Below are 25871 nucleotides of genomic sequence, written 5' to 3' on the forward strand. Positions count from 1 at the left end.
CTGCTTACGAGCAGTGTTTTTTCCTATAGAAATACCAGCATTGATTCAGCAGTTTAATTTGGTAATTATCTTTTTCAAGGAACGCTTTTTGCATCTGCTTTTTCAGCCAATTTGGCATAGGCTCATTCCTCCTCAGCTTTTATCATAAGAGGGACGGTGATTACCATATTGTATGCGAACGGTGAATTGTCCCGTTCAATGTTTTTTAAGTGAGGTGCGCCATGGATAACAAAGAGCTTCAAAAGCTGACAGAGGATATTTCTGAAACGTATTTTAACAAGCCGTTCCGCCATCAGGCGCTTTTTAATGACAGGCTGAAAACGACGGGGGGAAGGTACCTGTTAACCTCTCATAACATTGAATTGAACAGGAAATATTTGATTGAACATGGCAGGGAGGAACTGATCGGCATCATCAAGCACGAGCTTTGCCATTACCATCTTCACCTAGAAGGAAAAGGGTACAAGCACAGAGACAGAGATTTTCGAGTGCTGCTGCAGCAGGTCAACGCGCCAAGGTTCTGTACGCCTTTAAAGAAAAAAACAGAAAACAAAAAAACTTATAGGTATATCTGTACGGCCTGCGGCCAACAGTATATAAAGAAGCGTGCCATGAACCCTGACAGATACAGGTGCGGAAAATGCCACGGAAAAATAAAAAGATTTTTTTCGTGAAAAAGGTTGACGGATATGGCAAGCCTATGGTACATTATAAAAGTCGTCACGAGACATAGACAAAAAACATATACCTCTTGACACTGCAAATCAAGGCTGATACAATAAGTCTTGTCTTATTATTCCACAGTAGCTCAGTGGTAGAGCTATCGGCTGTTAACCGATCGGTCGCAGGTTCGAATCCTGCCTGTGGAGCCATATTGGAGAAGTACTCAAGTGGCTGAAGAGGCGCCCCTGCTAAGGGTGTAGGTCGTGTAAGCGGCGCGAGGGTTCAAATCCCTCCTTCTCCGCCATCAGATTTCGATATAAGTTCTCAACCATCGGCCCGTTGGTCAAGCGGTTAAGACACCGCCCTTTCACGGCGGTAACACGGGTTCGAATCCCGTACGGGTCATTCCATTTTCGTTGGGCTATAGCCAAGCGGTAAGGCAACGGACTTTGACTCCGTCATGCGTTGGTTCGAATCCAGCTAGCCCAGCCATTTTTATTTTTTTAAATTTAATAGCAAGAGCCATTAGCTCAGTTGGTAGAGCATCTGACTTTTAATCAGAGGGTCGAAGGTTCGAGTCCTTCATGGCTCACCATTTGTCTTTTTGCGGGTGTGGCGGAATTGGCAGACGCGCTAGACTTAGGATCTAGTGTCTTACGACGTGGGGGTTCGAGTCCCTTCACCCGCACTTTAATTACAAAGTGCACGCGAAATCGGTTTTGCTAGGTTAAGAGCCTAATAAACCAGCACAAACAATTTAATGATCACGCGGTCGTGGCGGAATGGCAGACGCGCTAGGTTGAGGGCCTAGTGGGTGAATAACCCGTGGAGGTTCAAGTCCTCTCGGCCGCATCAATGATACCAAGGGTTGTAGACCTTTGGTATTTTTTTGTGCTTATTTTCAAATTTGTTACTGTCCACAAACTGCCCACTTATTTGGAGTTAGTCATCTACAGTAGACACCACCCCTTAATAGTAGTAGTTAATTCCTTTAAACTTCACGTTTCCTTCAAACCATCAACTTACAAAAGTAGAGAATCAACCTATTATCAATAACAATCGTAATATCAGATCATCGAACCTCAAAAAGTTCATTCAGATGGTATTCGTAAGGTGAATTCTTGTGAACCTATATGGGTAAGATTAAAAGACATAATCGGGATTTTTATAAAATATTTGACATTTCAGTAAAGGGTATATATATTTATATATGAACACATGATCATATATATAAATGTTTATTGCATCACGTTAGATTGTTCAATAACAGATTTGAAATAATACATACATATGTATCAATAAACTTTCGTTAAGGAGGAGATTTATATGGGGCAAAATCATAGCCACAATCATACTGCAGGAGCCAATAAAAAGGTTTTATTGATCTCTTTTATCATTATTACAGGTTATATGATTATAGAAGCCATAGGTGGATTTTTAACAAATAGTCTTGCGCTTTTATCAGATGCAGGCCATATGCTGAGTGATTCAATCTCATTAATGGTTGCCCTGATTGCTTTTACATTAGCTGGAAAAAAGGCGAATCACAATAAGACATTTGGCTATAAGCGATTTGAGATTCTTGCAGCTGTGATAAACGGTGTTGCATTAATTCTTATTTCTCTTTATATCATTTATGAAGCAATCGAACGTTTCTCTAATCCACCAGAAGTAGCAACAACCGGCATGCTTACGATTAGTATTATCGGGTTAGTTGTGAATATATTGGTCGCTTGGATTATGATGAGTGGTGGAGATACAGAGAATAATCTGAACATAAGAGGAGCTTATTTACATGTAATAAGCGATATGCTCGGCTCTGTAGGTGCCATTTTAGCTGCCCTACTTATCATCTTCTTTGGATGGGGCTGGGCAGACCCATTGGCTAGTATAATTGTGGCTATTCTTGTTCTAAGAAGCGGTTACAATGTCACTAAAGATTCCATTCACATATTAATGGAAGGAACTCCAGAAAATATCGATGTCACCGACATCATTCGTACAATTGAAGAGACAGAGGGAATTCAAAACATTCATGATTTACACATATGGTCTATCACAAGTGGATTGAATGCTCTTTCTTGCCACGCAGTTGTTGACGATCAACTGACGATTTCAGAAAGTGAAAATATTTTACGCAAAATTGAACATGAGCTTGAGCATAAAGGCATTACGCACGTAACCATTCAAATGGAAACCGAAGCACATAATCACGACAATGCGATCCTTTGTCAGGCCACAATTGAGAAGCAGCATGACCACCATCAACATTAAAATTTTTCATCTGTTTTACATTGAGGAGATAAACTAACATTAGTCAGATTTATCTCTACTAATATTTAAGAGGCATTCTAGCTATCGTTAGTCTATCACTCATATAAGTAAAATTGGTGGGGGGATTAATATGTACGACAATATAGTAATCGGAGCTGGTCAAGCAGGAATTTCAATTGGATATTATCTTAAGCAGTCCAATCAAAAGTTTATCATTTTGGATAAAAGTTATGAGGTGGGGGAAAGCTGGAAAGATCGGTATGACTCATTGGTTTTGTTTACTTCTCGAATGTATAGCTCTTTGCCTGGAATGCACCTTGAAGGTGAAAAGCATAGCTTTCCTTCAAAAAATGAAATTGTTGCTTATCTAAAGAAATATGTTGAACGATTTGACATTCCAATCCAATTACGGACAGAAGTAATAAGTGTCCTGAAATTAAAGAATCATTTCTTAATAAAAACAAATGGAGAAGAATATCAAACAAAGAATCTTATAATTGCTACCGGTCCTTTTCATACCCCTAATATTCCGTCAATATCAAAGGGTTTAGCCAATAATATTAATCAATTACACTCGTCACAATATAAGAATTCAAAACAATTGGTACCTGGAAATGTACTAGTAGTTGGTGGTGGGAATAGTGGTGCTCAGATAGCTGTTGAATTATCTAAAGAAAGAGTTACATATTTGGCGTGTAGTGACAAATTGGTTTATTTACCTTTATTGGTTAGAAAAAAAAGTATCTTTTGGTGGTTTGATAAATTAGGAATTTTAAGTGCAAGTAATACATCGATATTAGCAAAATTCATTCAAAAAAAAGGAGATCCTATATTTGGATATGAATTAAAACATGCAATAAAACAGAAGGAGATCATCTTAAAAACAAGAGTCATAGCTGGAAAGCAAAATGAAATCATTTTTAAAGATTCATCTTCATTAGAAGTAAACAATATTATTTGGGCTACTGGTTTTAGTAATCCCCTTAGCTGGATAAAAATAAAAGATGTTTTGGATAAAGAAGGTCGAATCATACATCATAGAGGTGTTTCACCTGTAGAGGGATTGTACTTTATAGGTTTGCCTTGGCAGCATAGGCGAGGCTCAGCGTTGCTTCAAGGCGTAGGAAATGATGCTGAATACATTGTAAAACAAATTAACGGTGAATAAACTAAGTAGAGAGCAGTAACTCACATGTTTACTGCTCTATTTTTTGTGTGAATAAGTTTGGTTAGGTTATTGTGTCAAGTCGCAAAAGTATCTCTGTAACCGCAAAAAAACCGCAAAGGAATAGATGTAATGAGCCTTTTTATACAATTCATCTTTGTGAAATAAAGGATATTCTGATATAATACAATTAATGTAAAAATTAGAACAATTTGTGTAAGGATGAGGGAATTTCTTGCGGGGTGTTTTCTTAGATAAAGTATAAAATTCCGTACGACATAGTCAAAGTTAAATGATTGGTATACATCAATAAAAGATGATCAAATTGAGTAAATAGAGATTATAAAAATAGAAGTAGAGAAAGAATTACTAAACATGGAAGAAAACCAAGATGCCTTGTTATATTAAATTTAGGCACAAGATAATGCTGAGTTATATGAAATCTAAGGAAATAGAAGATCTCAATAATGCTTATGAGACTATAAAAGAAATTGAGAAGCAAGGGCAATTAACTGGCATGTTGGAATATTATTTTTACTTTTTTAAGGGTATGTACGAGTTTAGGCGTAAAGAATTAACTACGGCGATAAGTGCCTATCGAATAGGGACTCAAAGAATGAAAATACCAAATGGGCAGATTGATATCATTATGTTTTGACTCACCATTTTTTAACCAAAATTCGTATAAACATATAGAAATGGTACACAGAGAAGATACGGAGTGTAATGAAAACAAGCTTTCATAACCAATGATAAGGATTTAATATGTTGAGGGCCTAGTGGGTGAATAACCCGTGGAGGTTCAAGTCCTCTCGGCCGCATCAATGATACCAAGGGTTTTGACGCCCTTGGTATTTTTTTGTGTTTATTTTTAAATGATCTACTGCCCACTTACCTAAAGTAAGTCATCTAATTTATCAGCCATTTCCTTTTGCTTGTTTGGATATAGGTGTCCATAAACATCAATTGTTGTTCAGATATGATTGCAGAAGCTGAACTGGCGGACAAACATAAGAAAATGTTAGATGTGTTTATTGCTGATGTTGCTGACATGGTCGTTTAAAAACAATCTGTTAAATCTTTATAAACACAGGTGATGCGATTAAACGTTTGGGTCAACGGTACCAGAACGAAGTGAGGGTAAGGAGTTGACATATTCAGCGCCACCAAAACCCTCTTGGCATTGAACAAACAACCGTTTGTTCCTGCCTACAGGCGAGGGATTCCCCCGATGATTCGGAGGAATAGGGGGCTTGATAAACAGCAATCCAACGGGCTTTCGTTGGTGGGTTTGGATGAAAACCAAGAACTTAAATCGAAGGGATAAGATGTTTAACATTAATCTGTTGAATAAGGCCCGACGGAAAATAATTTGGAGTCTCTTGGCTGTTTAGAGATTGCCGAGGAACTGATTGAAAAAATGATGGAAGATGTTTTTTACAGTGATGTTGCTCAAAGAGTCATAGTCCAAACTTTTGCAGTTATAGATAACGTAAATGCTAACTTCAAGCCACATTCAACATTCTGGAGGATGAAAACGCTGAGACAGATGAAAGGACTGTGGAGTTTGAAGGGATTAGCTACTACCGATAAATGGGGAAAATGTGCGGTGTCTGTTGCCAGTACTAATGTTCAAAAAAAAGAATCCCTAGTTAAAGAGACTCTTAATGCTTAAATGGTCTTAATTTACTTGTTAGTTTTTAACGCTATCGTCATCTTCAAGCCATTTGTCGACTTTTTCTTCAAAGTTTTTCATTTCTTTCTTTGACATAGTAAAAGGAGCAAAAATTATATAGCCTAGAATGGCGGAAGAACCGAGCCAGATTATAAAATCAAATATGCCGTCAGTTTGTTTCCAAAAAAATAAAAAGTTAATTAGCATTGCCCCTATAACGGTGCTTATAATTCCTTTCAAAGTTGATTTATTCAAGCTATCACTCCAGTAATATAAAATTTTCTTTAATTATACCATCAAAGTTAAAATATACTATTTATTTCAACAATTTTTAAGAAATAGTTAAAGTACAGATGACATAAGGTGGAGTGAAAATGTGCGGTGTGGGCTGCAGACAAACGATTCAAAAGCTTAGGTTTTAATGTGGGTATCCCCTCTTTAGTTTTTGTGAGAAGTTTAAGCAGAGATTGCATGTTGGTTGTCGAAGGCGAACGAATAAGAGGGTTTGCTGAATATCGTTACACATTCTATAAAACAAGATATTTGCCGGACGGTCGAATGACTAGCTTAAAAGTTTATATTGAGAATCAAAGCATAAAAAGGGTGTTACATCGTATAGCATCCTTTTTATTATTCCTAGAAAAAACAAAGCAAATTATATAAGAAGGGAGTGTTGGAAATGTAAATCAAGTTAGAGGGAGTTTTACAAATGTCTTGGTGGAAATGGATAAACATAGCTTGTATAGTAACGCTAGTCTTAGTTATTGGTATTAAGTTATTAACCGAACAACAGAGTATTAGTATTGGGGCGAGACAAAAATAAAGAAAGGAGAGATTATAAATGAAGATCAGCCGAATTCTATTGACAGTAATGGTGTTAAGTAGCATCTTAACATTTATTCATTCTGTAGATAAAAACAGTACTCCAAATGGTGGTTTCAACATTGCCGCAGATCGAGTTGGTGCATAAAGAGGAAGGTAATTAGACCTTCCTTTTTTTATTTGATGGATTACTGAACTTTTGCTCATTTTGTGCTATAAATGATGACTTTAAATAACGGCCTTTTGTTTCTGTGAATAATTGTCACCCTTGGTATTCATACTTTTAACGATCCCTTGATTTACAATTAATTAAAAGCTTTGTTTTACTGACTGTCAGTTGAAGGTTATGATGGATATGTTAATCTAAAACAAGTGTCATGGAAGATTATTCAGTTATACTTTTTATTATATAAATGGACTAGAGACAAAATGTACTTGATAGGGGTCTTTAAAATGATAAATATACTCATTGTGGATGATGATGAACATATTCTTGAATTACTTAGACATTATCTTCAAGTCGAGGGCTTTGGTGTCTTTGAAGCTTTCGATGGTGAAGAAGCCTCTTCCATTCTTGCAACAAAGCAAGTTCATTTAGCTGTGGTCGACGTCATGATGCCTCATAAGGACGGTTTTCAGCTCTGTGAAGAAATTAGAAAATATTATGATTTTCCTGTTATTATGCTGACTGCTAAAGACCAGCTCATGGATAAAGAAAAAGGGTTTTCTGCCGGAACGGATGACTATCTGACTAAACCTTTCGAGCCGAAAGAATTGATGTTTCGCATAAAAGCCTTACTTCGTCGTTATAAAATGGTGAATTCAGAAAAAATCCGCCTTAATCATACTGTCATAGACCGGAAAAGCTATGAAGTGCATTGTAACGATAAATTGCTGATGCTGCCGATGAAAGAGTTTGAACTATTGTCACAGCTTGCAAGCTACCCAGACAGAATTTTTACACGGGAAGAATTAATCCATTTGATTTGGGGAGCCGACTTTGACGGAGATGATCGAACAGTTGATGTTCATATTAAACGGCTGCGCAGTCGTTTTTCTGTTACTGATGATTTTCATATTAAAACGATTCGCGGTATTGGTTATAAATTGGTGGTGGAACAAAAGTGAGGACACTCTATTTAAAAATTGTTATTACCACTATTGTTGTGATGATTTTCAGCAGTGTGGCTGCTTTTTTTATTTCCAATGCATATTACCAATATAACCTTAAACCTTATAATGACAAAAAATTAACCCGCATGGCCGAAGATGTAAAGACATTTTATGAAAACAACCCTAATGTTAACCTTGACGACTATTTAACGAATATCGGTGATTTAGGTTACCAAATTTATTTAGTCAATGAACATGGCCACAGCTCTTTTTTTGGCGGATCTTTCAGAGAAAAAGATTTAAGTGATCAAGTGATTCAATCCGTTTTAGATGGTCACATATATCACGGTATTTCTCAGTTTTCTTCTAAAGGCTTTATTACAGGTTTTTTTGACAATGCACTGCTCAATACGATCGGAGTTCCAATCACGGACAAAGGACATCAATATGCCCTTTTTTTCCGTCCTAATACGGAGCTCCAATTTGGGGAACTACGAACCTTTTTTGCATTGATTCTTCTTCTCACCATTTTAATCAGCATTCTTTTTGTTTTGATCAGTACCCGTTATATTGTTAAGCCAATCATTACATTAACTCAAGCTACAAAACAAATCGCTAAAGGAAAATATGATATTCAATTAAACGTAAAATTGCGTGATGAAATTGGTGAATTGGCCGACCATTTTTCGCAAATGGCAAAAAGTTTAGAGCAACTGGAAGCTATGCGCCAAGAATTTGTTTCTAACGTTTCACATGAAATTCAATCACCGCTTGCTTCTATACAAGGCTTTTCACAGACATTGCAATCTAAGAAATTATCTAAAGAACAGCGTCAGAATTACTTGTCTATCATCGAAAATGAGAGCCGGCGCATGTCACAGTTAAGTAAGCAATTACTAACACTAGCATCCTTAGATAAAGAGAAGGAAATATTGAGTAAAAATACCTTTGATGTCGCTGCTCAAATGAAACAAGTGTTATTTATGATTGAATGGAACTGGCGTGAAAAAGATTTAACTGTGGAAATGGAGCTCCCTTCTGCTCTCATTTATGCGGATGAGCAATTGCTCCATCAAGTTTGGACTAACTTGCTTGTAAATAGTATCAAATTCACTGAAAAAGGCGGGGTAATTTCCATAAAACTGATAAAAAAAGAAAATGAATATTACATTGAGATCAAGGATACAGGTATTGGTATTTCACAAAATGACTTACCTCATATATTCAACCGCTTTTATAAAGCAGATAAGGCTAGGAACCGTAAAGAAGCCAGCAGCGGTTTAGGACTTGCCATTACTAAGAAAATTATTGAGCTGCATAATGGTCAAATCCATGTTGAAAGCCAACTAGGGAAAGGAACCGCTTTTCATATTTGCCTGCCTAAAAAGTAATGTAATTTCCCGTTCATGTTCTGTTCATATTCCCAATCTATATTTATCTCAGGCAAAAAAAGCTGTTAAGGATAAATGATATTGATTGGAGGAAAAGACGGTGTTTCTTGCTTTACGAGAACTTAAATATGCTAAGTTGCGTTATTTTTTAATTGGGTTCATCATGGTGCTTATCGCCTGGCTTGTTCTTTTTGTTTCTGGACTTGCAAAAGGACTAGCTTCTGATAATGCTTCTTCAATTCAAAAGATGGATACAGACTATCTTGTGATTCAAAAAGAAGCAGATCATCGCTTGGTCCGTTCAATATTGTCTGAGGACAAACTGAAAGACATTCAAGACTACACCAACAATGAATCAGCTGCACCTTTAGGAATACAGATGACCACATTTACTCAGAAAGGGTCTTCTAAAAAGATTGATGCCACATTCTTTGCCGTAGATATGAAAGGATTTTTGGCTCCTGATGTTATCGATGGCCGTATGATTAACAACAAGACCACAAATGAAATCGTTGCAGATAGTTCGCTAAAAGAAGATGGATTGAGATTGGGGGACTATATAAAAGAGCAGTTCTCCGGTAAAACGTTTGAGATTGTGGGGTTCTCAAAAGGAGAATCATTTAGCCACACACCTGTGATCCACATCAATTTCAAAGAGTGGGGAGAAATTCATAAACTTTCTGCTAATAAACAATTGTTTTTTAACGCAATCGCTTTAAAGACAAGTCAAGATGCTGCAGAGCAAATTGATAAGAATGTAGCAGGGGTTGATTTAATTGATAAAAGTGAGGCTCTCAAGAGTATTCCTGGATACTCTGAGGAGCAAGGCTCGCTTATCATGATGATTGTTTTTCTATTTATTATTGCAGCTTTTGTGTTAGCCGTATTCTTCTATGTTATGACCATACAGAAAATCAATCAATTCGGGGTATTAAAGGCCATTGGTGCAACGACCGGTTATATAGCGCGCAATATTGTATTCCAAGTTTTATTATTAACATTTATCAGTCTTGTAATCAGTATAGTACTAACATATGGTGTGGCGGCTATTTTACCAAGCAGCATGCCATTTGACCTTACACCGAAATTAGTTTTAGGTTCTTCAGGTCTTTTTCTGGCTGTTTCAGTGATTGGATCGTTAATATCTCTATATAAAGTTACAAAAATTGACGCTATTGAAGCGATTGGAAGTGCAGCACAATGAGTCAAAAATTGATTCTTGACCATATTGATAAAGTGTTCGGTGACGGCGAATCGTCTGTAAAAGTTCTTGATCAAGTGTCTCTTGAAGTGAAAGCCGGAGAATTTGTTGCAGTTGTCGGGCCATCCGGTTCTGGTAAAAGTACGTTTCTCTCAATTGCCGGAGCGTTGCTTTCTCCAACAAGAGGCCGCATTATGATTGATGGAAGTGATATCAGTCAAGTAACGGAAAAAAAGATGAATCGCATTAGATTAAAAAAAATCGGATTTGTATTTCAGTCATCTAATTTAATCCCTTATTTAACGGTTCGTGACCAGTTATTGCTTATTTCGAAGCTAGCGGGAAGTTCTAATAACAAAGCAGAACAAAGAGCAATTGATCTTCTTCAAAGACTTGGATTAAAGCATCGTATGAATAGTTATCCGCAAAGTTTATCCGGGGGAGAACGTCAACGTGTTGCCATTGCTCGGGCTTGGATGAATGACCCGGAGATCATTCTTGCTGATGAGCCGACAGCGAGTCTTGACTCAGAGCGCGGCCGTACAATTGTAAAAATGTTAGCAGATGAAGTGAAATCTAGAGAAAAAGCTGCTGTAATGGTTACTCATGATAAAAGAATGTTAGATTTATGCGACCGTGTTGTGTATATCGATGACGGTAAACTTTCAGAACTAACATAAGACTCTGTAAAGATAACCGAATCTCTTTTATAAGGGATTCGGTTTTAGTTTATCCCCATATCAACAAGGGGTGTTGGTACATTTTTATTCTAGTGAATATAACATTGGTGACATGTGCAAGATTCTAAATTTTTATCTAATGGTTGTTTATTTGCAGACTAAAAACAGTGCCCATTTTGTGCCCAAAATGAATATAAAATGGTGTAAATGAGTGTAATGAATGACTTCAAATGCTTGAAATAACAGGCTTATATAACTGATAATAAGCTTCCACTTTATTGATGCCTTCGTTTTTTATTTTACTTATCTTGGCGAGTGGTCAAGGTTTCTTTACTGCCCAGAAAATATGAAAAACATCAAAAAAGGTGTAAATAATGATAATAAGAGCTGTATAACCCTTAAATATAGGACATGATAAGATTTCATAAGGTTGAGGGGAAAAGAGCAGGAAAAGCAGGAGTAGAAAATTAGAGAAAAGTAATTACTAATGGGTTTGATTTGCATCATATAGGGTTTAATACAAAACCTTTTATTTTTAGAAAAAGAGAAGATGAAAAACCTGGAGTGAATTTATCTCCAAAGTATAGAAAGTAAGGAATCTTTTAAAAAACTAAAAAATGATGAAATTACGGAAAGGTAATGAGTGATTACCTTTCCGTAATTCGTTAATTATTTCTTTGAGCAATACGATAGTTCATCTTAACACTACCACCTTGAGCCGTTGGTGAAGCTGTAAATGTGTAATTGTATGTCCAACCAAACCAACCATTTTCAACCTCAGCAGAAATGTTGCCTTGCTCGCCTGGTGCGAGAGTTCTTGAGACTATTCCATCAATTGATATTTTTATGTCATTACTCCCGTTATTTGAAGCCCAGAAGTTTACTTGTGCCCCGTCGTTCTCATCTAATTCGAACGTCCGACTCCAGCTTGATTGATCAACAGAGCCATCTGAAACCTCCCTGTCTAGAGCTTTGAATTCTCCACTTGTAACTGCATAATTTTTCGACGATACACTTGTAGTCGACTCCGCAAAAGCGGGTATAGCACAAGTTCCAACAATTACACCAGCTATCAGAGTCGATGTTACTCCTTTGAAAATGGACTTAAGATTCACGATCAAGCACTCCTTTTTAATTTAATTTATTATACATGCATACTTCGCATGCATAATACAAATAATACCATGTAAAATAATTACAGTAAATGATTTTTTGGACAATAATGTTTGTAACTCAAACTTTTGTACCCCAAACATCCCAAATCAGACAAGTAAGCCTTGATATAGCTTGGTAAGTGGAAATTGCGATCTTCTTATTGAGGTATTGCTATTAGCAGAGATTTTCCCGATACCCGCAAAACGAAAAAACACTATCCTTTCTCTAAAGTAACGAAAAGGGTAGTGTTTTTTGTGCTATTCAAGATTAATACGTACTCTTTTTTATCTCTGTCTATCTACACTGAATTACAAAATCGGACAAGTCAAGATACTACCAAAAGAAAAAACTATCGCACCCAGTGGGCGAGACCACATTACTTCTCTTGTTAGTGGTTTCTTAGGTCTTAGCTGGAATTATTTAAAGCTAATATTTTAGTGATTTTTAAAAAAAGTAGTGCCCAATTTTTGCTCAAAATTCATGAAAAAGAAGAAAATAGGTGGAAATGAAGATAAAGAATGCTTTATTTATAAGGTTTATGTAATACATGATACGTTTTCACTATGTCGAGGACCTAGTGGGGGCAAACCCCGTGGAGGTTCGAGTCCTCTCGGCCGCATCAATGATACCAAGGGTTTTGACGACCTTGGTATTTTTCATATTCATCTGTTTTTACCTCTTGTGCCCACTTACTTAAATTACCTTCTATATGGAATGCTTTTTATCTTGACCATCATTTGGTGATGTACTGGAGTTTGTTAGTATGCGATCCAACACTTTTTCAGTAAAGGGCATGAAGTAATTAAGAATTAACCCACCTAAACAAACGGTTAGTATAGTTCCAACGCCAATTGGTCCATTCAAAATAAACGCCATTATCAAGAAGACGAGGTAAATGAATGTTCTCGAAAAAAATATATTGGTTTTCGTTAATTCTTTTATGATTAATGTTAGCAGGTCAACAGGAATCGGGGCGAATTTTGTGTGTAAATATGTTGCGGTTCCCAATCCTATAACAACTAAGCCAATTGCAAAACAAACAATTTTGCTGTGCAAAGTTTCAGGTGTTACAGAAAAGTGCAATAAAAAAAGCCATATATCAATCCCCATACCCGTTATAAAGGCCGTTAACAACCCCGAAATTTCAGGTTTTTGTCTTTTTAAAAATGAATTACAACATATTAATATAAGAGCTATGATGACTTCCCAACTTCCCACAGTAAGCCCCACATTTATGGACAGTCCCACCAAAAGTGCGTCAAAAGGGGAAGCTCCAAGATCTGATTGAATCGTGAAAGAAATACCAAGGGTTAAGATTAAAATTCCTAATACATAAAAAACATATTTCACTTTACTCGACCTCTTTATCTTTATTTTTTTGTTGTAAATACAACAAAGATGAGTTATATTTAATGTACGCTATTTTTATTGCAAATACAACAAAAACACATACGTAAGGAGTTTAATGATGAAGGATATTCTTCGTGAAATTGGAATGATTGCACGAGCATTGGATTCTATAAGCAATATCGAATTTAAAGAACATGACCTGACAAAAGGGCAGTATTTGTACCTTGTCCGAATATGTGAAAACCCGGGAATCATTCAAGAAAAGTTAGCTGAGATGATTAAAGTAGACCGAACAACCGCAGCTCGTGCAATAAAAAAACTTGAAATGAAGGGCTTTATTGAAAAGAAAGATGATGAACATAACAAAAAAATAAAAAAACTCTTTCCGACGGAAAAAGGGAATGAGGTATTTCCTTTTATAAAAAGAGAAAATGATCATTCGAATCGTGTCGCTTTAGAGGGATTTTCTGAAAGAGAAGCGGAGACCATTTTCAATTTTCTTCAAAGAGTAAGAAAAAATATAGAAAAAGATTGGGATTTTGTAAAAAAAGGGAACAAGAGAAATTATTGATGTTATAAAGGAGTGACATATTTAAATGACTATCAATATAAAAAAGTGCACACTTGAAGACTTGGGCAAACTTCAAGACATTAGTTATGAAACATTTAATGAGACATTTAAGGATCAGAATTCGCCCGAAAATATGAATGCCTATCTGGAAAAGGCTTTTAACTTAAAACAATTAGAAAAAGAATTATCCAATATTTCTTCGCGCTTCTTTTTTGTATATTTTAATAATGAAGTCGCTGGATATTTAAAGGTCAATACCAATGATGCCCAGACTGAAAAAATGGGTGATGAATCACTTGAAATCGAGAGGATTTATATCAAGAACAAATTTCAAAAACATGGACTTGGTAAATATCTGTTGAATAAAGCTATGGAAATTGCGAAGGAACTGAATAAAAAGAAAATCTGGCTGGGCGTATGGGAAAAAAACGAAAATGCTATTGCTTTTTATAAGAAAATGGGGTTTGTTCAAACTGGAGCCCATTCTTTTTATATGGGGCATGAAAAACAAACGGACTTTATAATGGCTAAAACACTTATATAATTTTTGGAAGGAGGATGATTATGTATATTCCAAAATATTTTAAGGTCTCAAATGTTGATGAAATTTGGGATTTCGTTCAAAAAAACTCTTTTGGCACGATCGTCACGACAGAACAAGGGAAACCAATTGCCACGCATTTGCCTTTGGGGTTAAATAAAAAAGGTGATGATTACTATATCACTGGGCATATCGCTTATGGAAATCGGCAGTGGAGAACATTTGAAACCTGTGAAGATGTGCTTGTTATGTTTCAGGGAACACACGCTTACATTTCTTCTTCTTGGTACGGGCATGAAGATGTTCCGACATGGAATTATCAAGCCGTCCATATATACGGTCAAGCAAGTATTTTAGAGAGAGATGAATTAATAGAAGAATTAACAACAATGATGGAGAAATACGAAAAACATCGAGAAAATCCAATTTTATGGGATGAACTTTCTCCTGAACTCTTAGAAAGACAACTGAAAGCGATTGTCGGTTTTAAGATTAAGGTGGATGACATTCAGGCTGCATATAAATTAAGTCAGAATCGAAGTGAAATGGATTATATGAATATCATTGACCAATTGCAAAATGAAGGAAATCCAAATTCAAAACAAATGGCAGAACAGATGGAAAAGAGATTAAAAAACTAAATATAAGCCCACTTTTATTAAACCTTTAGATTCGAGAATTAAAGAATGGAACTGGAGCAGTTATGTTTGCAGCTTCTATTCATTGCTCTTTCTTTCATTAGATTGGGATACGAAGTTTGAATTAATCAGTGTGCTTACAGCCTAAAAACAGTGCCCATTTTATGCCCAAAATGAATATAAAACGATGAAAATACATGTAATAAATGAATTCAAATGCTTGAAATGACAGGCTTTTGTAACTGACAATTAGCTTTCACTTTATTGAGATCCTATTGGGTGAATAACCCATGGAGGTTCAAGTCCTCTCGTCCTCATCCCAATAATATCAAGGGTTTAACCACCTTTGGTATTATTTTTTTGGGCGGAATACGATTGTGGAGTCTGTGAGTGTATTTGGCACTAAAAAAGTGCTGGCCTCTGCACAAAACCGTTGCGCGAGACTGCACTTTTATTCTGCAAGATACACTGCCCCTTATCATCGGTTAGGGGGATTTATTTAATCCGCTCCAAGCCGCGGTGATACTTGGCTTTTAGAAGCTTTTTTTAAGTGGCTAAAACCGACAAATTTTTTGCTTTCTTCATCCCATAGGCGGAACTTTAACGACTTAAGACTTGTTGCCAGTGTAATGGTCGGAACGTTTTGCAATGGTTCAGCGTTGTTATGCGCTTTTTCAAGCTTATAGTTTGGCACTCTCGGGCTTAGATGGTGAACATGATGGAAACCGATATTGCCTGTTAGCCATTGCATGACTTTTGGTAGCTTATAATAAGAACTTCCTTCAACTGCTGCTTTTACATATTCCCAATGCTTATCTTCTTCAAAATAAGAGTCCTCAAACGTATGCTGAATATAAAACATCCAAATGCCGAGAGATCCCGATATCAGAAAAATTGGCGCCTGAACCAGAAGGAAGTTTTGCCAGCCAATAGCCCAACATAAAAGTGCTGCCAACGTGACGATCCCCAGGTTCGTTACATATGTATTCAGCCGTTCTTTACGTTTAGCCCCTTTACGATTAAAACGATTGGTAATTCCGAAGACGTAAAGCGGTCCAATCACAAACATAACAAACGGATTTCTGTACAAACGGTACATGATTTTTGTCTTAGTTGAGGCTTCCTTATATTCCTCAACGGTCAGTACCCAAATATCGCCTGTCCCGCGTTTGTCCAGGTTGCTGCTTGTCGCATGATGGACAGAATGGTCGTGTGCCCAATGATCAAAAGGATGCAGAGTTAGAATTCCTGTGATTGTTCCAAGGATTCGATTCGCCTTTCTGTTCTTAAAAAAGGAATAGTGGCAGCAATCATGAAAGATGATGAATGTTCTCACTAAAAAACCTGCAGCAACGACAGAAATCGCTAATGTAAGAAAATAAGAAATCGACAAGCTCTTATATGCCAAACACCATAACAGGAAAAATGGTACCAATGTGTTCATGATTTGACAAATACTTTTTTGTAAATCGGACTTTTCATAAGGTGTGACCAGTTTTCTCAAAGTCCTGAGGTTTTTTTCATTCATTTTTAAAAGGTTCCCCTTCCCTGATGATCTTCTGAGTATAGAAAATGTTTTATTGCCTTTGAAGACCCAGCGTCATACTCCATATATGAAGGTATCTTTCCCAATTATTTGTGAAATTATTGGAAATCAAAATGTTTCAAGTTCAGTTAAATCTTTATTAGCAGAGCCAACCGGGATACAAAAGGATATGAAGAGTATACCCGGCTATTTATCTGGCCAAACTCTCTTCCCTGCTTCCCTATGGCGATCGGTTTATTGAGCCTGTGAACATGGAGTGTTTGAGGAAATAGTAGAGAAAATTTGGATGGATTGATAAGTGTCAAAAAGAGAGACAGAAGGATAAAGGCTTTGGAAATCTGCAGAACAAAGCTCTACCAGTGAACAGCCCTGCTCCATTTGGGCAAGAAACAGCTGAGCTTTTGATAGAAATCTTTAATAATCAATAATGAAGTGCTAAAGAGCAAAGAAAAGGCTTGAAGACACTCGTGATTCATTTTCACGGTGTTTTCAAACCATAGTTAGGAATAGACCTCTTAGACATATTAAAAAATTGGTGCAGTATGATTGGCATTTTCTGTTTTTTTACTGCTGCTGTACTGGATTCCATACATTTAAGAAATAATAATGAATAAAACGAAAATATTAATTTGGAATGATTTCCGTTTCGTGTTATGATAAAGAAGAATTATTTTTGTTCGGTGTAAAGGATAGTATGAATATTAACTTTTCGTCTTGATGATACTATGGGCAAGGATAGTATATACTGTGTGGTAACACACTAGGAGGCAACAATAATGGAACAAGGTACAGTAAAATGGTTTAATGCAGAAAAAGGTTTTGGCTTCATCGAACGTGAAAACGGAGACGATGTATTCGTACACTTCTCTGCAATCCAAAGTGACGGATTCAAATCTTTAGACGAAGGTGAAAAAGTAACGTTTGACGTTGAGCAAGGTGCTCGTGGAGCTCAAGCTGCTAACGTTCAAAAAGCTTAATCTTCAATCGTTTATACAAACAGGTTCTTTAAATAGGGCCTGTTTTTTTATGTTCTCAAAAAAACCCACTCAACGTTCGAGTAGGGAGATGGTACAAGGTAATAGAAAAAGATTTAAAGCTTCAAAGGTTTTTTTACAGTATAACATACTCGATTTACAATATGTGGAATGTATTTTCTTTTCCAATACGAACAAAAAGCCAGCGTAAATGTGTTGTGCCATCTGCCAAAAGCGTCACGCTAAACGAAGTACCGATGATAATCCCGACACTCTTCTTCCTTTAAATTCATCAGGATCAAATGAAATGTATGTTTATCCTATTATTACGAAAAGTAAACAAAAAGGACCATCCCTTCTCGTAAAGAATCATCCTTTTCTTCGTTCATTCGGCAATTTTTAAGAACTCTTGATTAGCTAAAATAACAGCTGGGTCCAACTACTACAAGAATTCCACAATAGAAGCAACCCTTTTTCGCTTTTTTAATTCTTGTGCAGGCATACGTTTCGTATCTCCACACCCTCTTATTGTTTTATTTCAAAAAATTTCTTCATTTTTTATTGTTGACCATATATTTAGATGTTACCAACTCGTGAGGGGAAACCTAGAAATAATCACTAAGATCCTAAAACAATGAAAGCCCTCCCTTTCTTCCATCTTTGCGGCTCCTTGTCCGTGGCAGTGTGAATCAGGATTGAAAAAATCAAGACTATTTCGTTTTTTTCTTCAAATGTTCGCAGAAAAATTTAAATAATAAAAAGGGAATAGATGATAGGAATAACAAAAGAGGTTCATGTTCCAAAAGTAAGTTGAAGAAGTTGAACATATTTGAAATGATTTACTTTACTTGTAATCATAATATCATCAAAAAATTCAGGATATTTTTCAGAATGAAATACATGATCAATAATTAATATTAACAGAAACTTTTTATTTGGTTTTCAGTGATTCCTTTAATGACTTCCAGTTCACTAATCAAAAATTCTTGTGCATGATCCAACATTTTTTTTTCGCTTGTATTAAGTGCTTTTTCTTTCTTCATACGCCTTAAATCACGTACAACTTCAGCACCTTCTAGTATTTCACCTGTTTTTATTTTGTTCGTGTTTACTTGATACCTTTGTTTCCACGGCAGTAGCCTATCTGATTCTCCATGCTGAAAAATGTGTAGAATGTGTTTTAATGCAAGTATATCAGTAACTGGTCGTATACTTGAACTCAATAGTTTACGCGCTGGAATCATAACTGTCATATTACTGATTGACATTTTGATGACATAATACTGTTGTTTTTCATCTAAAAAATCTTTTTCTTCTATGGCTTCAATTATACCTGCGCCGTGCATTGGATAAACAATGTGATCGCCAATTTGAAACATATCATACACCTCCATATATGGTACCTTTCTTAAGGTTACCATATATGGAGGTGTAATATCAAATATTCAATAATAACATGATTATTTTTTTATTGTCAATAACTTTTTGAAAAAATCAGATTGAGCACAAACAACATCAAAACAATAGGGAACGAGGTCTATTGGTCCGTGTATATCCTGAAAGCCGACTAATTTACAGTAAATCAGTTTGAGTTATTAAATCCCCTATAGGAATTCATGACTTGCCATCAATTTTTTTTATAGAAATGATGAATATGGAAGATAGAGAGTGTAACGAAAACAATCCTTTCATAATCAGTGATATGTTGAGGAGGGCTCAGTGGGTGAATCATCCGTGGGGTTCAAGTCCTCTCGGCCGCACCAACGATACCAACGATTGTAGACCCTTGGTATTTTTTGTCCTATAACCGGAACAAAGAAATGTTAGTAGGCAAAATGAAATTGAGATATTTAAGCGGTAGTTGAAATGACGGGAATACCTATCTATTCAATTAATGAAGATGATACTTATGATGAAGGAAGTGATCATACAATTACAGGGGAGTTAGAATACAAAATTGTTTAATTTCTATATATTTGATAAGCTGTTAGATAAAGGTTTTATCATAATTGGTAAAAAAGGAGGAAGGTAATTTCATCATCTCAGCAAAAAAAGAAGGGTATACCACAGCTAAGCCGCTATAAATACGACATTTTATGTGGTTAGTTACCACTGGTATCTGTTATATCTTAATGATAAATAGTGCTTGTGGCGGCTGTGTTAAAACTGCATATTCTTTATTGAATCACATAAAATGGTTATGGAAAGGACCCGTTATAGGTACATTTTAAAAAAGGAGTCATAATGTTGTTTAAAAGGTTTTTTCTGGTTTTACTTACACTGATAATGTCTATAGTTGTTATGCTAGTGGCTGCTGAAAATTCACCTGGAGAGCATGTCATTTCATTTGATGAGCCTATTATTTTAATGATATCAATTGGGATCGTTGTATTTTTATTCATCCCTCCATTAGCCATGTCCTTTTTTGGCAACCTTGTTGTAAGAATCATATCTGCAGTATACCAATGTTTTATCGTTTTGACTTTTATGGGGCTAATCCCAATCGGCTTTCTTATTCCCGATGGCTTTTGGACAATTCTTGTTTCTATTGCAGGAACGTTCGTTAGTATAGCTAGTGTTGTAGTAACCTTATTCATTGATCGCAATAGAGAAGTTAAATTATAACTTTTATGGTAAATGAGTGTAGTGAAGAACTCAAATGCTTGAAATCATGGGTTTTTCAAATAAGGTGACCAATACAACAGCTTTTCTTTATTAAGAAGTTATGTAAGTGGCACATTCCCACAACAAACGCATAGGGTAATATCATAAAATAAAAAAATGTGGGGATCTGAAAATGTATTATATACCTGTTACACATCAATACCCTTATTATGTGTGCTGCGGTGGAAGGTCGGTTTATTGGATGAATCCATATAAAATGAAGCATGAAAACGCAGGCCAAAACCTTCACTTGACAGATTATGGGCCGAAACCATTTGTTATTAATATCAATAAAGCAACAAAACAAAACAATACGTTCCGTACTGCGCTATGGACAGGAGCGCACCTGCAAGTTACTGTCATGAGTATTGATATTGGAGAAGATATCGGTTTGGAAATGCATTCTAACCTCGATCAATTTTTGCGGATTGAGCAAGGCCGCGGGATCGTTAAAATGGGCAAGAGTAAAGATCAGGTAAACTTTCAGCGAAATGTCTATGATGATTCAGCCATCGTCATACCTGCCGGCACATGGCACAACCTGATCAATACAGGCAATACGCCGCTAAAACTATACTCCATTTATGCCCCGCCTAACCATCCATTTGGCACGGTCCATGTGACTAAAGCGGATGCAGAAGCTGCGGAAAAGGAGAACAATTCATACAAAAATTGAGCGGGTTAATGAGACTGTTTCACAAGATATTTCCCAACATTTATCTTTTCCGGTTTTAACACAGACCATTTCCGGCGTTGTTTATGTGGATCATTTTTGAGAGGGAATGAATCACGAATAAAAAACATACCCAAAATAGCGGTATGTTTTTTATTCGTGTTTATTATGAATCAAAATCATTCCAATTATCTAAATAACGGTACAGTGTTGTTTTACTGATGCCCGTCTCTTTGGTAATTTGCTGAATGGTATACGTTTTGCTTTGATACATTTCCATCGCGCGCCGGACATTATGGTCTGGTTTCCTCGGACGTCCTGTATTTTTCCCCTTTAATTTCGCCTCTTGAATGCCAAGCTTTGTGTTTTCACTAATCATGTCAAATTGAAATTCGCCGACTCTTTCTAAAAAATCGAAGAATATGGAACCGTTTTTCTTTGTGGTGTCCACTTTGTCTAATATTGAAATAAAGTGGATTTGTTTCCTTTTGAAAAAATCTGTGATATCGATTAGGTTTTTTGTAGAGTCCGCAATGCTGTATAACTTATAAATGATTACGGTATCTCCGGTATTTAAACTGTTGCATAATGACTCAAATTCTGGCCTGTTTTTTGCTGAATTTGTTTGTTCAATATATATTTTTTCACAGTTGAACCCTTTAAGTGCAGTTATCTGTTTTGTTACATCCTGATCTTGACTAAACGGACGTGCATATCCAAAAATCAAATCATCAACTCCTGATGAATTTTGTATATTTCATTATAACAAAATAAGATGGATAGCGCAGAATGCGCCGATAGTTCCAAAAAAGATCTATTTTGGAACGAAAAATTGTAGACATTTGAATTCTTGTTTGTTACATTCTAAATAGTTACAAACGACCCTGGCTTCTATGAGAGTTAGAAGTCAACAAAAAATAATCATAAAGAGGTGTACTGTATTTTATGTTAAAAAAATTAAATATAGAGTGGTTCTCAAATATAAGAGGGGACTTATTAGCCGGGATTGTCGTTGCTTTGGCATTAATTCCTGAGGCCATTGGTTTTTCTATTATTGCAGGTGTTGACCCGATGGTGGGATTGTATGCCTCATTTTGTATTGCGGTGGTGATTTCTTTTGCGGGCGGAAGGCCTGCGATGATTTCTGCGGCTACAGGGGCTATGGCGTTGTTAATGGGAACGCTGGTAAAGGATCACGGATTACAGTATCTGTTTGCTGCTACGATCCTGACGGGTATCATCCAAATCATATTTGGGGTTCTGAAAGTGGCGCGATTAATGAAATTTGTACCTCGATCGGTCATGGTAGGTTTTGTTAATGCGCTGGCCATTTTAATTTTCATGGCACAAGTTCCTCATTTTGTTGGAATATCCGGTCTGACATATGTGTTTGTCGGCATAACCTTAGTCATCATTTATTTGTTCCCGTTTATTACAAAAGCTGTTCCAAGTCCTTTAATAGCAATTGTATTTCTCACGGTCGTTTCTATTTGGGGTCACTTTAATGTTCAAACAGTTGGAGATTTAGGAACAATCAAACAAGCTTTGCCGAACTTTTTGATTCCCGATGTTCCATTAAACTTTGAGACGTTATCAATTATCTTCCCGACTTCTATTGCTCTAGCTGTCGTTGGTCTGCTTGAGTCGCTGCTGACGTCTTCCATTGTTGATGACATGACTGACACGGATAGCAATAAAAACCGAGAAAGCCGAGGGCAAGGGATTGCCAATATCGTTGCCGGATTTTTCGGCGGTATGGCAGGGTGTGCCATGATCGGTCAATCTGTTATTAACGTAAAATCTGGAGGGAGAGGGAGACTGTCAACCTTTACGGCTGGTATGTTCCTCATGTTTTTAATACTCGTTTTGGGTGAATGGGTTGTTCAAGTTCCTATGCCTGCACTGGTTGGCGTTATGATTATGGTTTCAATTGGAACATTCGATTGGTCTTCAATCCGGACGCTTAAAAAAGTTCCGTTCACTGATTCTGTTGTCATGGTTGTCACAGTAATTACTGTAGTGGCAACAGATAACTTATCCATTGGCGTAATCGTAGGTGTCCTGTTAAGTGCTATTTTCTTCGCTTCTAAAATTTCACGAGTAAAGGTGGATTTGTCTTCTGTTTCTGAGAAAGAGGCTGTTTATGACATTAAGGGCCAAGTGTTCTTTGCTTCTGTTCAAGATTTTGTGAATTCATTTTCATATGAAGATGTAAAAGAGCGTGTTGTGATGAACTTTTCAGAGGCGCATATTTGGGATGATTCTGGTGTCGCCGCAGTGGATAAGGTTGTTTTGAAATTCAAAGAAAATCATGCAGATGTTACATTGGTTGGCTTAAACGAATCAAGCCAACATTTGATTGAAAAGCTGGCTACTTACAATCATCCTAACGCACAGCCGTCAAGCCACTAAGGGGAAGGTGAAGGGGTATGTATCAAAATATTTTGTTGGCAGCTGATGGATCAGATCATTCCATTCGATCAGCAGAACATGCAATTCGTATAGCGAAACTGGTGCCTGATGCAAGAGTGGAAATCATTTTTGTTAAAGATTATTCAAAAGCGAAAACCGAAGTGCTTCATACCGCGAGTTCTGCAGAGTTAGAAATGGAAAGGCGTAAAAAGTTAGAGCCGATTTTAGAAAAATTTGAGCAAGCTGGTGTCCGGCATGATGTAATGATGAAACACGGAGAACCAGGACCGACCATTGTTGCTTATGCAAATGAAAATCAATTTGATATGCTCGTAGTAGGCAGCAGGGGATTGAATTCGCTGCAGGAGATGGTGCTGGGCAGTGTAAGCCATAAAGTGGCTAAGCGAGTAAATTGTCCTGTGCTGATTGTAAAGTGATGGATGGAACAAGCCGATTTTATATAAAATCGGCTTGTTTTTTTGCTGTTGTTAATTTAGCTGGGCAAAAGTGATAGGTGGTTTTATTTACAGTCTCAAAACAGCACTTCGTATCAAAACGATCCGAAATCTAATTTTCACGCACTTGACTTTATACCTACGGGGGTATATTATTGGTTCATAAATAAGAAGCAGTTAAAAAGGCGCTGTAAATAAATTTCTTACTTGGCTGTCGCATTCCTGCTTATTTTGATATTGATCTATGCCATGTCTAGACGTTATTATTCTGCAGGTATTTTTGTCTCAATAAAGAAGAATTAGTAGCCATGGATGTGACCATATTAGATATCGTCATTTTAACGATGTAACCAATTTTTCAAAATGATTTTATTTTAAACATTCCATATGCGTATCTAAAACGTTTTTATTTAGAGATTCCGCGTGATAAAATACACATAATAGTTTATGATAAGGCAGAATTAAATGTGGGAGTGTGTTTTCTAAAGAAGGTATTCATGTGAACAGTTATGAATTGCAAAAATTAATGAAAGAAAGGATTTCAACGATATGGAGTATGATCAAAAGGTTAAAAATCGCTTACGCCGGATAGAAGGGCAAATTAAAGGTGTATTGACGATGATGGAGCAAGGAAAAGACTGCAGAGAAGTTGTGACTCAATTGGCAGCCTCACGCAATGCAATTGATAGAGCATTAGGTGTTATTGTTGGCACAAATCTTGAACTTTGTATTCGTGAAAGCTTGGATCAGGGAGAAGACACATCCAATTTAGTAAAAGAAGCAGTCGACTTACTGGTGAAGAGCCGATAAAAAATTCATCAACCTATCATTTTTAAGGTTGACGAATTTTTATATGTGTTATAATATACCCCTACCGGTATTCAATTGATTGAATTATAGCCTTAACTTTTAAAAAATTTTGCTTTCGATATACCCCTATGGGTAATTGGGGGTTTAGGAGGATAAACATGACAGAACAAACAAAACGCACAACGATTGTCTTATTCAGCGGGGATTATGATAAAGCGATGGCAGCTTACATTATTGCAAATGGTGCAGCCGCCTATGACCATGAAGTGACCATCTTCCATACGTTTTGGGGATTAAACGCTTTACGTAAAGAAGAGCTGGTCCCTGTAAAAAAAGGATTTCTTGAAAACATGTTTGGAAAAATGATGCCTCGAGGCGCTGATAAGATGGGCTTATCTAAAATGAACTTTGCAGGTATGGGCCCTAAAATGATCAAAAATGTGATGAAAAAGCATAATGCGCTAACATTGCCTCAGTTAATTGAGATGGCTCAAGAACAAGGTGTAAAGCTCGTAGCTTGTACGATGACAATGGATCTGCTTGGTTTGCAGGAAAAAGAACTATTAGATGATATCGACTATGCTGGTGTAGCAGCTTATTTAGCTGATGCTGAAGAAGGTGCTGTTAACTTATTTATTTAATTGAAGAGAGGTGAATCGAATCCGATGGATAGCAGAGTCATCATCTATACCATACTCATTTTGTTTTTTCTATGGATATTGATTCGGAATGTTTCACCAGTAAAAGGTGTGAAACAAATGACAACGACAGTTTTAAAATCAGAGCTGAAAAGTCAAGGGAAACAGTTTATAGATGTCAGAACACCTTTTGAGTTTCGTACAAAGCATATTAAAGGTTTTAAGAATATTCCCTTGTCAATACTGCCTCAACAAACAAATCAACTTTCAAAAGACAGGGAGATTTTCGTTATTTGCCAAAGCGGCATGAGAAGTATGAAGGCGAGTAAGGTATTGAAAAAACAAGGATTTAAAAGTGTTACAAATGTAAAAGGCGGCATGAATGCATGGCATTAATGTCGGTGAAAGGAAGAAGATCTCTTTTTTTGACGGATCATATACCCCTACCCCTATTAGATAA

At 36.5% G+C, this 25871-nt stretch carries 27 protein-coding genes, 7 tRNA genes and 4 pseudogenes; 30 read left to right on the forward strand and 8 right to left on the reverse strand.

All coding sequences use genetic code 11. The annotated features are described in order from the left end of the window. Positions 1–4: 4 nt before the first annotated feature. A complete protein-coding gene (gene cmpA, locus JMN17_RS19000; RefSeq protein WP_003225207.1) occupies positions 5–118 on the reverse strand; it encodes a cortex morphogenetic protein CmpA in 114 nt (37 codons plus the stop codon). Positions 119–221: 103 nt separating this feature from the next. On the opposite strand from cmpA, the gene JMN17_RS19005 reads away from it, so the two are divergent. The 11 genes and pseudogenes from JMN17_RS19005 to JMN17_RS19055 all read left to right on the forward strand — a co-directional run. Further along, the gene (locus tag JMN17_RS19005) at positions 222–674 is read left to right on the forward strand and encodes a SprT family protein (RefSeq protein WP_087992951.1); all 453 of its coding nucleotides are present in this window, start codon (positions 222–224) and stop codon (positions 672–674) included. A 123-nt stretch (positions 675–797) separates the two neighbouring features. Next, positions 798–872, forward strand: a tRNA-Asn gene (locus tag JMN17_RS19010). 4 nt (positions 873–876) lie between these two features. Beyond that, positions 877–967, forward strand: a tRNA-Ser gene (locus tag JMN17_RS19015). A gap of 29 nt (positions 968–996) precedes the next feature. Continuing rightward, positions 997–1068: transfer RNA gene (locus JMN17_RS19020), tRNA-Glu, on the forward strand. Positions 1069–1080: 12 nt separating this feature from the next. Next, a tRNA-Gln gene (locus JMN17_RS19025) sits at positions 1081–1155 on the forward strand. Between the two features lie 27 nt (positions 1156–1182). After that, positions 1183–1258: transfer RNA gene (locus tag JMN17_RS19030), tRNA-Lys, on the forward strand. Between the two features lie 11 nt (positions 1259–1269). Then, positions 1270–1351: transfer RNA gene (locus tag JMN17_RS19035), tRNA-Leu, on the forward strand. An 80-nt stretch (positions 1352–1431) separates the two neighbouring features. Beyond that, positions 1432–1515: transfer RNA gene (locus tag JMN17_RS19040), tRNA-Leu, on the forward strand. A 474-nt stretch (positions 1516–1989) separates the two neighbouring features. Continuing rightward, entirely contained in the window at positions 1990–2937 is a 948-nt protein-coding gene (czcD, locus tag JMN17_RS19045; RefSeq protein WP_087992950.1) for a CDF family zinc transporter CzcD, read from the forward strand. A 130-nt stretch (positions 2938–3067) separates the two neighbouring features. Then, a complete protein-coding gene (locus JMN17_RS19050; RefSeq protein WP_087992949.1) occupies positions 3068–4105 on the forward strand; it encodes a flavin-containing monooxygenase in 1038 nt (345 codons plus the stop codon). 232 nt (positions 4106–4337) lie between these two features. Further along, positions 4338–4745: pseudogene (locus tag JMN17_RS19055) on the forward strand (response regulator aspartate phosphatase); the annotation flags it as partial. Between the two features lie 252 nt (positions 4746–4997). Here the strand turns inward: JMN17_RS19055 and JMN17_RS22190 are convergent. After that, a pseudogene (locus tag JMN17_RS22190) lies at positions 4998–5075 on the reverse strand (hypothetical protein); the annotation flags it as partial. Between JMN17_RS22190 and JMN17_RS19060 the strand changes: the two are divergent. Beyond that, positions 5076–5165 (forward strand): annotated as a pseudogene (locus JMN17_RS19060) (Replication initiation factor); the annotation flags it as partial. It abuts the pseudogene before it with no gap. Positions 5166–5430: 265 nt separating this feature from the next. Continuing rightward, a pseudogene (locus tag JMN17_RS19065) lies at positions 5431–5695 on the forward strand (hypothetical protein). 100 nt (positions 5696–5795) lie between these two features. On the opposite strand, the gene JMN17_RS19070 reads toward JMN17_RS19065, so the two are convergent. After that, entirely contained in the window at positions 5796–6032 is a 237-nt protein-coding gene (locus JMN17_RS19070) for a hypothetical protein (protein ID WP_087992948.1), read from the reverse strand. A 126-nt stretch (positions 6033–6158) separates the two neighbouring features. Between JMN17_RS19070 and JMN17_RS19075 the strand changes: the two genes are divergently transcribed. The 6 genes from JMN17_RS19075 (at position 6159) to JMN17_RS19095 (ending at position 10984) form a co-directional block, all read left to right on the forward strand. Further along, complete coding sequence (locus tag JMN17_RS19075; RefSeq protein WP_087992947.1) at positions 6159–6440, forward strand: hypothetical protein; 282 nt, start codon at positions 6159–6161, stop codon at positions 6438–6440. Positions 6441–6618: 178 nt separating this feature from the next. Beyond that, a complete protein-coding gene (locus JMN17_RS21965) occupies positions 6619–6747 on the forward strand; it encodes a hypothetical protein (RefSeq protein WP_277986995.1) in 129 nt (42 codons plus the stop codon). 305 nt (positions 6748–7052) lie between these two features. Continuing rightward, positions 7053–7727 carry a response regulator transcription factor gene (locus tag JMN17_RS19080; protein ID WP_087992946.1) on the forward strand — a complete coding sequence of 225 codons (675 nt, stop codon included), beginning with the start codon at positions 7053–7055 and terminating at the stop codon, positions 7725–7727. After that, positions 7724–9103 (forward strand): HAMP domain-containing sensor histidine kinase, encoded by a 1380-nt coding sequence (locus tag JMN17_RS19085; protein ID WP_202328988.1) that lies wholly within the window; start codon positions 7724–7726, stop codon positions 9101–9103. Before JMN17_RS19080 ends, JMN17_RS19085 begins: the two co-directional genes overlap by 4 nt. Before the next feature lie 100 nt (positions 9104–9203). Further along, positions 9204–10307, forward strand: coding sequence for an ABC transporter permease (locus JMN17_RS19090; protein WP_087992944.1), 1104 nt, complete (start codon positions 9204–9206; stop codon positions 10305–10307). Next, a complete protein-coding gene (locus JMN17_RS19095) occupies positions 10304–10984 on the forward strand; it encodes an ABC transporter ATP-binding protein (protein ID WP_087992943.1) in 681 nt (226 codons plus the stop codon). The genes JMN17_RS19090 and JMN17_RS19095 overlap by 4 nt, the downstream gene beginning before the upstream one ends. A gap of 665 nt (positions 10985–11649) precedes the next feature. Here JMN17_RS19095 and JMN17_RS19100 read toward each other — a convergent pair. Next, on the reverse strand, positions 11650–12099 hold the full coding sequence (locus JMN17_RS19100) for a hypothetical protein (RefSeq protein ID WP_087993907.1): 450 nt from the start codon (positions 12097–12099) through the stop codon (positions 11650–11652). A 745-nt stretch (positions 12100–12844) separates the two neighbouring features. Next, positions 12845–13489 (reverse strand): YczE/YyaS/YitT family protein, encoded by a 645-nt coding sequence (locus JMN17_RS19105; protein ID WP_202328990.1) that lies wholly within the window; start codon positions 13487–13489, stop codon positions 12845–12847. 118 nt (positions 13490–13607) lie between these two features. On the opposite strand from JMN17_RS19105, the gene JMN17_RS19110 reads away from it, so the two are divergent. The 3 genes from JMN17_RS19110 to JMN17_RS19120 are packed head-to-tail and all read left to right on the forward strand — an operon-like array spanning position 13608 to position 15242. After that, positions 13608–14060 (forward strand): MarR family winged helix-turn-helix transcriptional regulator, encoded by a 453-nt coding sequence (locus tag JMN17_RS19110; RefSeq protein WP_087993909.1) that lies wholly within the window; start codon positions 13608–13610, stop codon positions 14058–14060. 25 nt (positions 14061–14085) lie between these two features. Beyond that, positions 14086–14604 (forward strand): GNAT family N-acetyltransferase, encoded by a 519-nt coding sequence (locus JMN17_RS19115; RefSeq protein ID WP_087993910.1) that lies wholly within the window; start codon positions 14086–14088, stop codon positions 14602–14604. Positions 14605–14624: 20 nt separating this feature from the next. Next, complete coding sequence (locus JMN17_RS19120) at positions 14625–15242, forward strand: FMN-binding negative transcriptional regulator (RefSeq protein ID WP_087993911.1); 618 nt, start codon at positions 14625–14627, stop codon at positions 15240–15242. Positions 15243–15738: 496 nt separating this feature from the next. Here the strand turns inward: JMN17_RS19120 and JMN17_RS19125 are convergent, their stop codons facing one another. Further along, a complete protein-coding gene (locus JMN17_RS19125; RefSeq protein ID WP_087993912.1) occupies positions 15739–16767 on the reverse strand; it encodes a fatty acid desaturase in 1029 nt (342 codons plus the stop codon). Positions 16768–17561: 794 nt separating this feature from the next. Between JMN17_RS19125 and cspC the strand changes: the two genes are divergently transcribed. Then, complete coding sequence (gene cspC / locus JMN17_RS19130) at positions 17562–17762, forward strand: cold shock protein CspC (protein WP_087993913.1); 201 nt, start codon at positions 17562–17564, stop codon at positions 17760–17762. A gap of 914 nt (positions 17763–18676) precedes the next feature. On the opposite strand, the gene JMN17_RS19135 is transcribed toward cspC, so the two are convergent. Continuing rightward, a complete protein-coding gene (locus tag JMN17_RS19135) occupies positions 18677–19138 on the reverse strand; it encodes a CarD family transcriptional regulator (RefSeq protein WP_087993914.1) in 462 nt (153 codons plus the stop codon). 868 nt (positions 19139–20006) lie between these two features. On the opposite strand from JMN17_RS19135, the gene JMN17_RS19140 reads away from it, so the two are divergent. Both JMN17_RS19140 and JMN17_RS19145 read left to right on the forward strand, forming a co-directional pair. Continuing rightward, positions 20007–20384: a hypothetical protein gene (locus tag JMN17_RS19140; RefSeq protein ID WP_087993915.1), complete on the forward strand. Its 378-nt coding sequence runs from the start codon at positions 20007–20009 to the stop codon at positions 20382–20384. Positions 20385–20556: 172 nt separating this feature from the next. After that, positions 20557–21099, forward strand: a complete 543-nt coding sequence (locus JMN17_RS19145) for a cupin domain-containing protein (protein WP_087993916.1) — start codon at positions 20557–20559, stop codon at positions 21097–21099. A 163-nt stretch (positions 21100–21262) separates the two neighbouring features. Here the strand turns inward: JMN17_RS19145 and JMN17_RS19150 are convergent, their stop codons facing one another. Further along, entirely contained in the window at positions 21263–21823 is a 561-nt protein-coding gene (locus JMN17_RS19150) for a recombinase family protein (protein WP_202328992.1), read from the reverse strand. A gap of 218 nt (positions 21824–22041) precedes the next feature. Between JMN17_RS19150 and JMN17_RS19155 the strand changes: the two genes are divergently transcribed. The 5 genes from JMN17_RS19155 to JMN17_RS19175 all read left to right on the forward strand — a co-directional run bounded on the left by JMN17_RS19155 (position 22042) and on the right by JMN17_RS19175 (position 25807). Next, the gene (locus JMN17_RS19155; protein ID WP_202328993.1) at positions 22042–23508 is read left to right on the forward strand and encodes a SulP family inorganic anion transporter; all 1467 of its coding nucleotides are present in this window, start codon (positions 22042–22044) and stop codon (positions 23506–23508) included. 17 nt (positions 23509–23525) lie between these two features. Further along, entirely contained in the window at positions 23526–23945 is a 420-nt protein-coding gene (locus JMN17_RS19160) for a universal stress protein (protein ID WP_202328995.1), read from the forward strand. A gap of 567 nt (positions 23946–24512) precedes the next feature. Continuing rightward, positions 24513–24773: a metal-sensitive transcriptional regulator gene (locus tag JMN17_RS19165; protein WP_087993538.1), complete on the forward strand. Its 261-nt coding sequence runs from the start codon at positions 24513–24515 to the stop codon at positions 24771–24773. Positions 24774–24931: 158 nt separating this feature from the next. Beyond that, positions 24932–25414 carry a DsrE/DsrF/DrsH-like family protein gene (locus JMN17_RS19170; protein WP_087993539.1) on the forward strand — a complete coding sequence of 161 codons (483 nt, stop codon included), beginning with the start codon at positions 24932–24934 and terminating at the stop codon, positions 25412–25414. 24 nt (positions 25415–25438) lie between these two features. Continuing rightward, the gene (locus JMN17_RS19175) at positions 25439–25807 is read left to right on the forward strand and encodes a rhodanese-like domain-containing protein (RefSeq protein ID WP_087993540.1); all 369 of its coding nucleotides are present in this window, start codon (positions 25439–25441) and stop codon (positions 25805–25807) included. Positions 25808–25871 lie beyond the last annotated feature (64 nt).

Source organism: Bacillus sp. RHFS10 (assembly GCF_016757475.1).
Taxonomy (GTDB): Bacteria; Bacillota; Bacilli; order Bacillales; family Bacillaceae; genus Bacillus; species Bacillus subtilis_G.

Excerpts from the sequence above, each read along its gene's own strand:
- cmpA (WP_003225207.1), bottom strand. The coding sequence starts at position 118 with ATGCCAAATTGGCTGAAAAAGCAGATGCAAAAAGCGTTCCTTGAAAAA.
- JMN17_RS19005 (WP_087992951.1), top strand. The coding sequence starts at position 222 with ATGGATAACAAAGAGCTTCAAAAGCTGACAGAGGATATTTCTGAAACG.
- czcD (WP_087992950.1), top strand. The coding sequence starts at position 1,990 with ATGGGGCAAAATCATAGCCACAATCATACTGCAGGAGCCAATAAAAAG.
- JMN17_RS19050 (WP_087992949.1), top strand. The coding sequence starts at position 3,068 with ATGTACGACAATATAGTAATCGGAGCTGGTCAAGCAGGAATTTCAATT.
- JMN17_RS21965 (WP_277986995.1), top strand. The coding sequence starts at position 6,619 with ATGAAGATCAGCCGAATTCTATTGACAGTAATGGTGTTAAGTAGCATC.
- JMN17_RS19080 (WP_087992946.1), top strand. The coding sequence starts at position 7,053 with ATGATAAATATACTCATTGTGGATGATGATGAACATATTCTTGAATTA.
- JMN17_RS19095 (WP_087992943.1), top strand. The coding sequence starts at position 10,304 with ATGAGTCAAAAATTGATTCTTGACCATATTGATAAAGTGTTCGGTGAC.
- JMN17_RS19110 (WP_087993909.1), top strand. The coding sequence starts at position 13,608 with ATGAAGGATATTCTTCGTGAAATTGGAATGATTGCACGAGCATTGGAT.
- JMN17_RS19115 (WP_087993910.1), top strand. The coding sequence starts at position 14,086 with ATGACTATCAATATAAAAAAGTGCACACTTGAAGACTTGGGCAAACTT.
- JMN17_RS19120 (WP_087993911.1), top strand. The coding sequence starts at position 14,625 with ATGTATATTCCAAAATATTTTAAGGTCTCAAATGTTGATGAAATTTGG.
- JMN17_RS19125 (WP_087993912.1), bottom strand. The coding sequence starts at position 16,767 with ATGAATGAAAAAAACCTCAGGACTTTGAGAAAACTGGTCACACCTTAT.
- cspC (WP_087993913.1), top strand. The coding sequence starts at position 17,562 with ATGGAACAAGGTACAGTAAAATGGTTTAATGCAGAAAAAGGTTTTGGC.
- JMN17_RS19135 (WP_087993914.1), bottom strand. The coding sequence starts at position 19,138 with ATGTTTCAAATTGGCGATCACATTGTTTATCCAATGCACGGCGCAGGT.
- JMN17_RS19145 (WP_087993916.1), top strand. The coding sequence starts at position 20,557 with ATGTATTATATACCTGTTACACATCAATACCCTTATTATGTGTGCTGC.
- JMN17_RS19155 (WP_202328993.1), top strand. The coding sequence starts at position 22,042 with ATGTTAAAAAAATTAAATATAGAGTGGTTCTCAAATATAAGAGGGGAC.
- JMN17_RS19160 (WP_202328995.1), top strand. The coding sequence starts at position 23,526 with ATGTATCAAAATATTTTGTTGGCAGCTGATGGATCAGATCATTCCATT.
- JMN17_RS19165 (WP_087993538.1), top strand. The coding sequence starts at position 24,513 with ATGGAGTATGATCAAAAGGTTAAAAATCGCTTACGCCGGATAGAAGGG.
- JMN17_RS19170 (WP_087993539.1), top strand. The coding sequence starts at position 24,932 with ATGACAGAACAAACAAAACGCACAACGATTGTCTTATTCAGCGGGGAT.
- JMN17_RS19175 (WP_087993540.1), top strand. The coding sequence starts at position 25,439 with ATGGATAGCAGAGTCATCATCTATACCATACTCATTTTGTTTTTTCTA.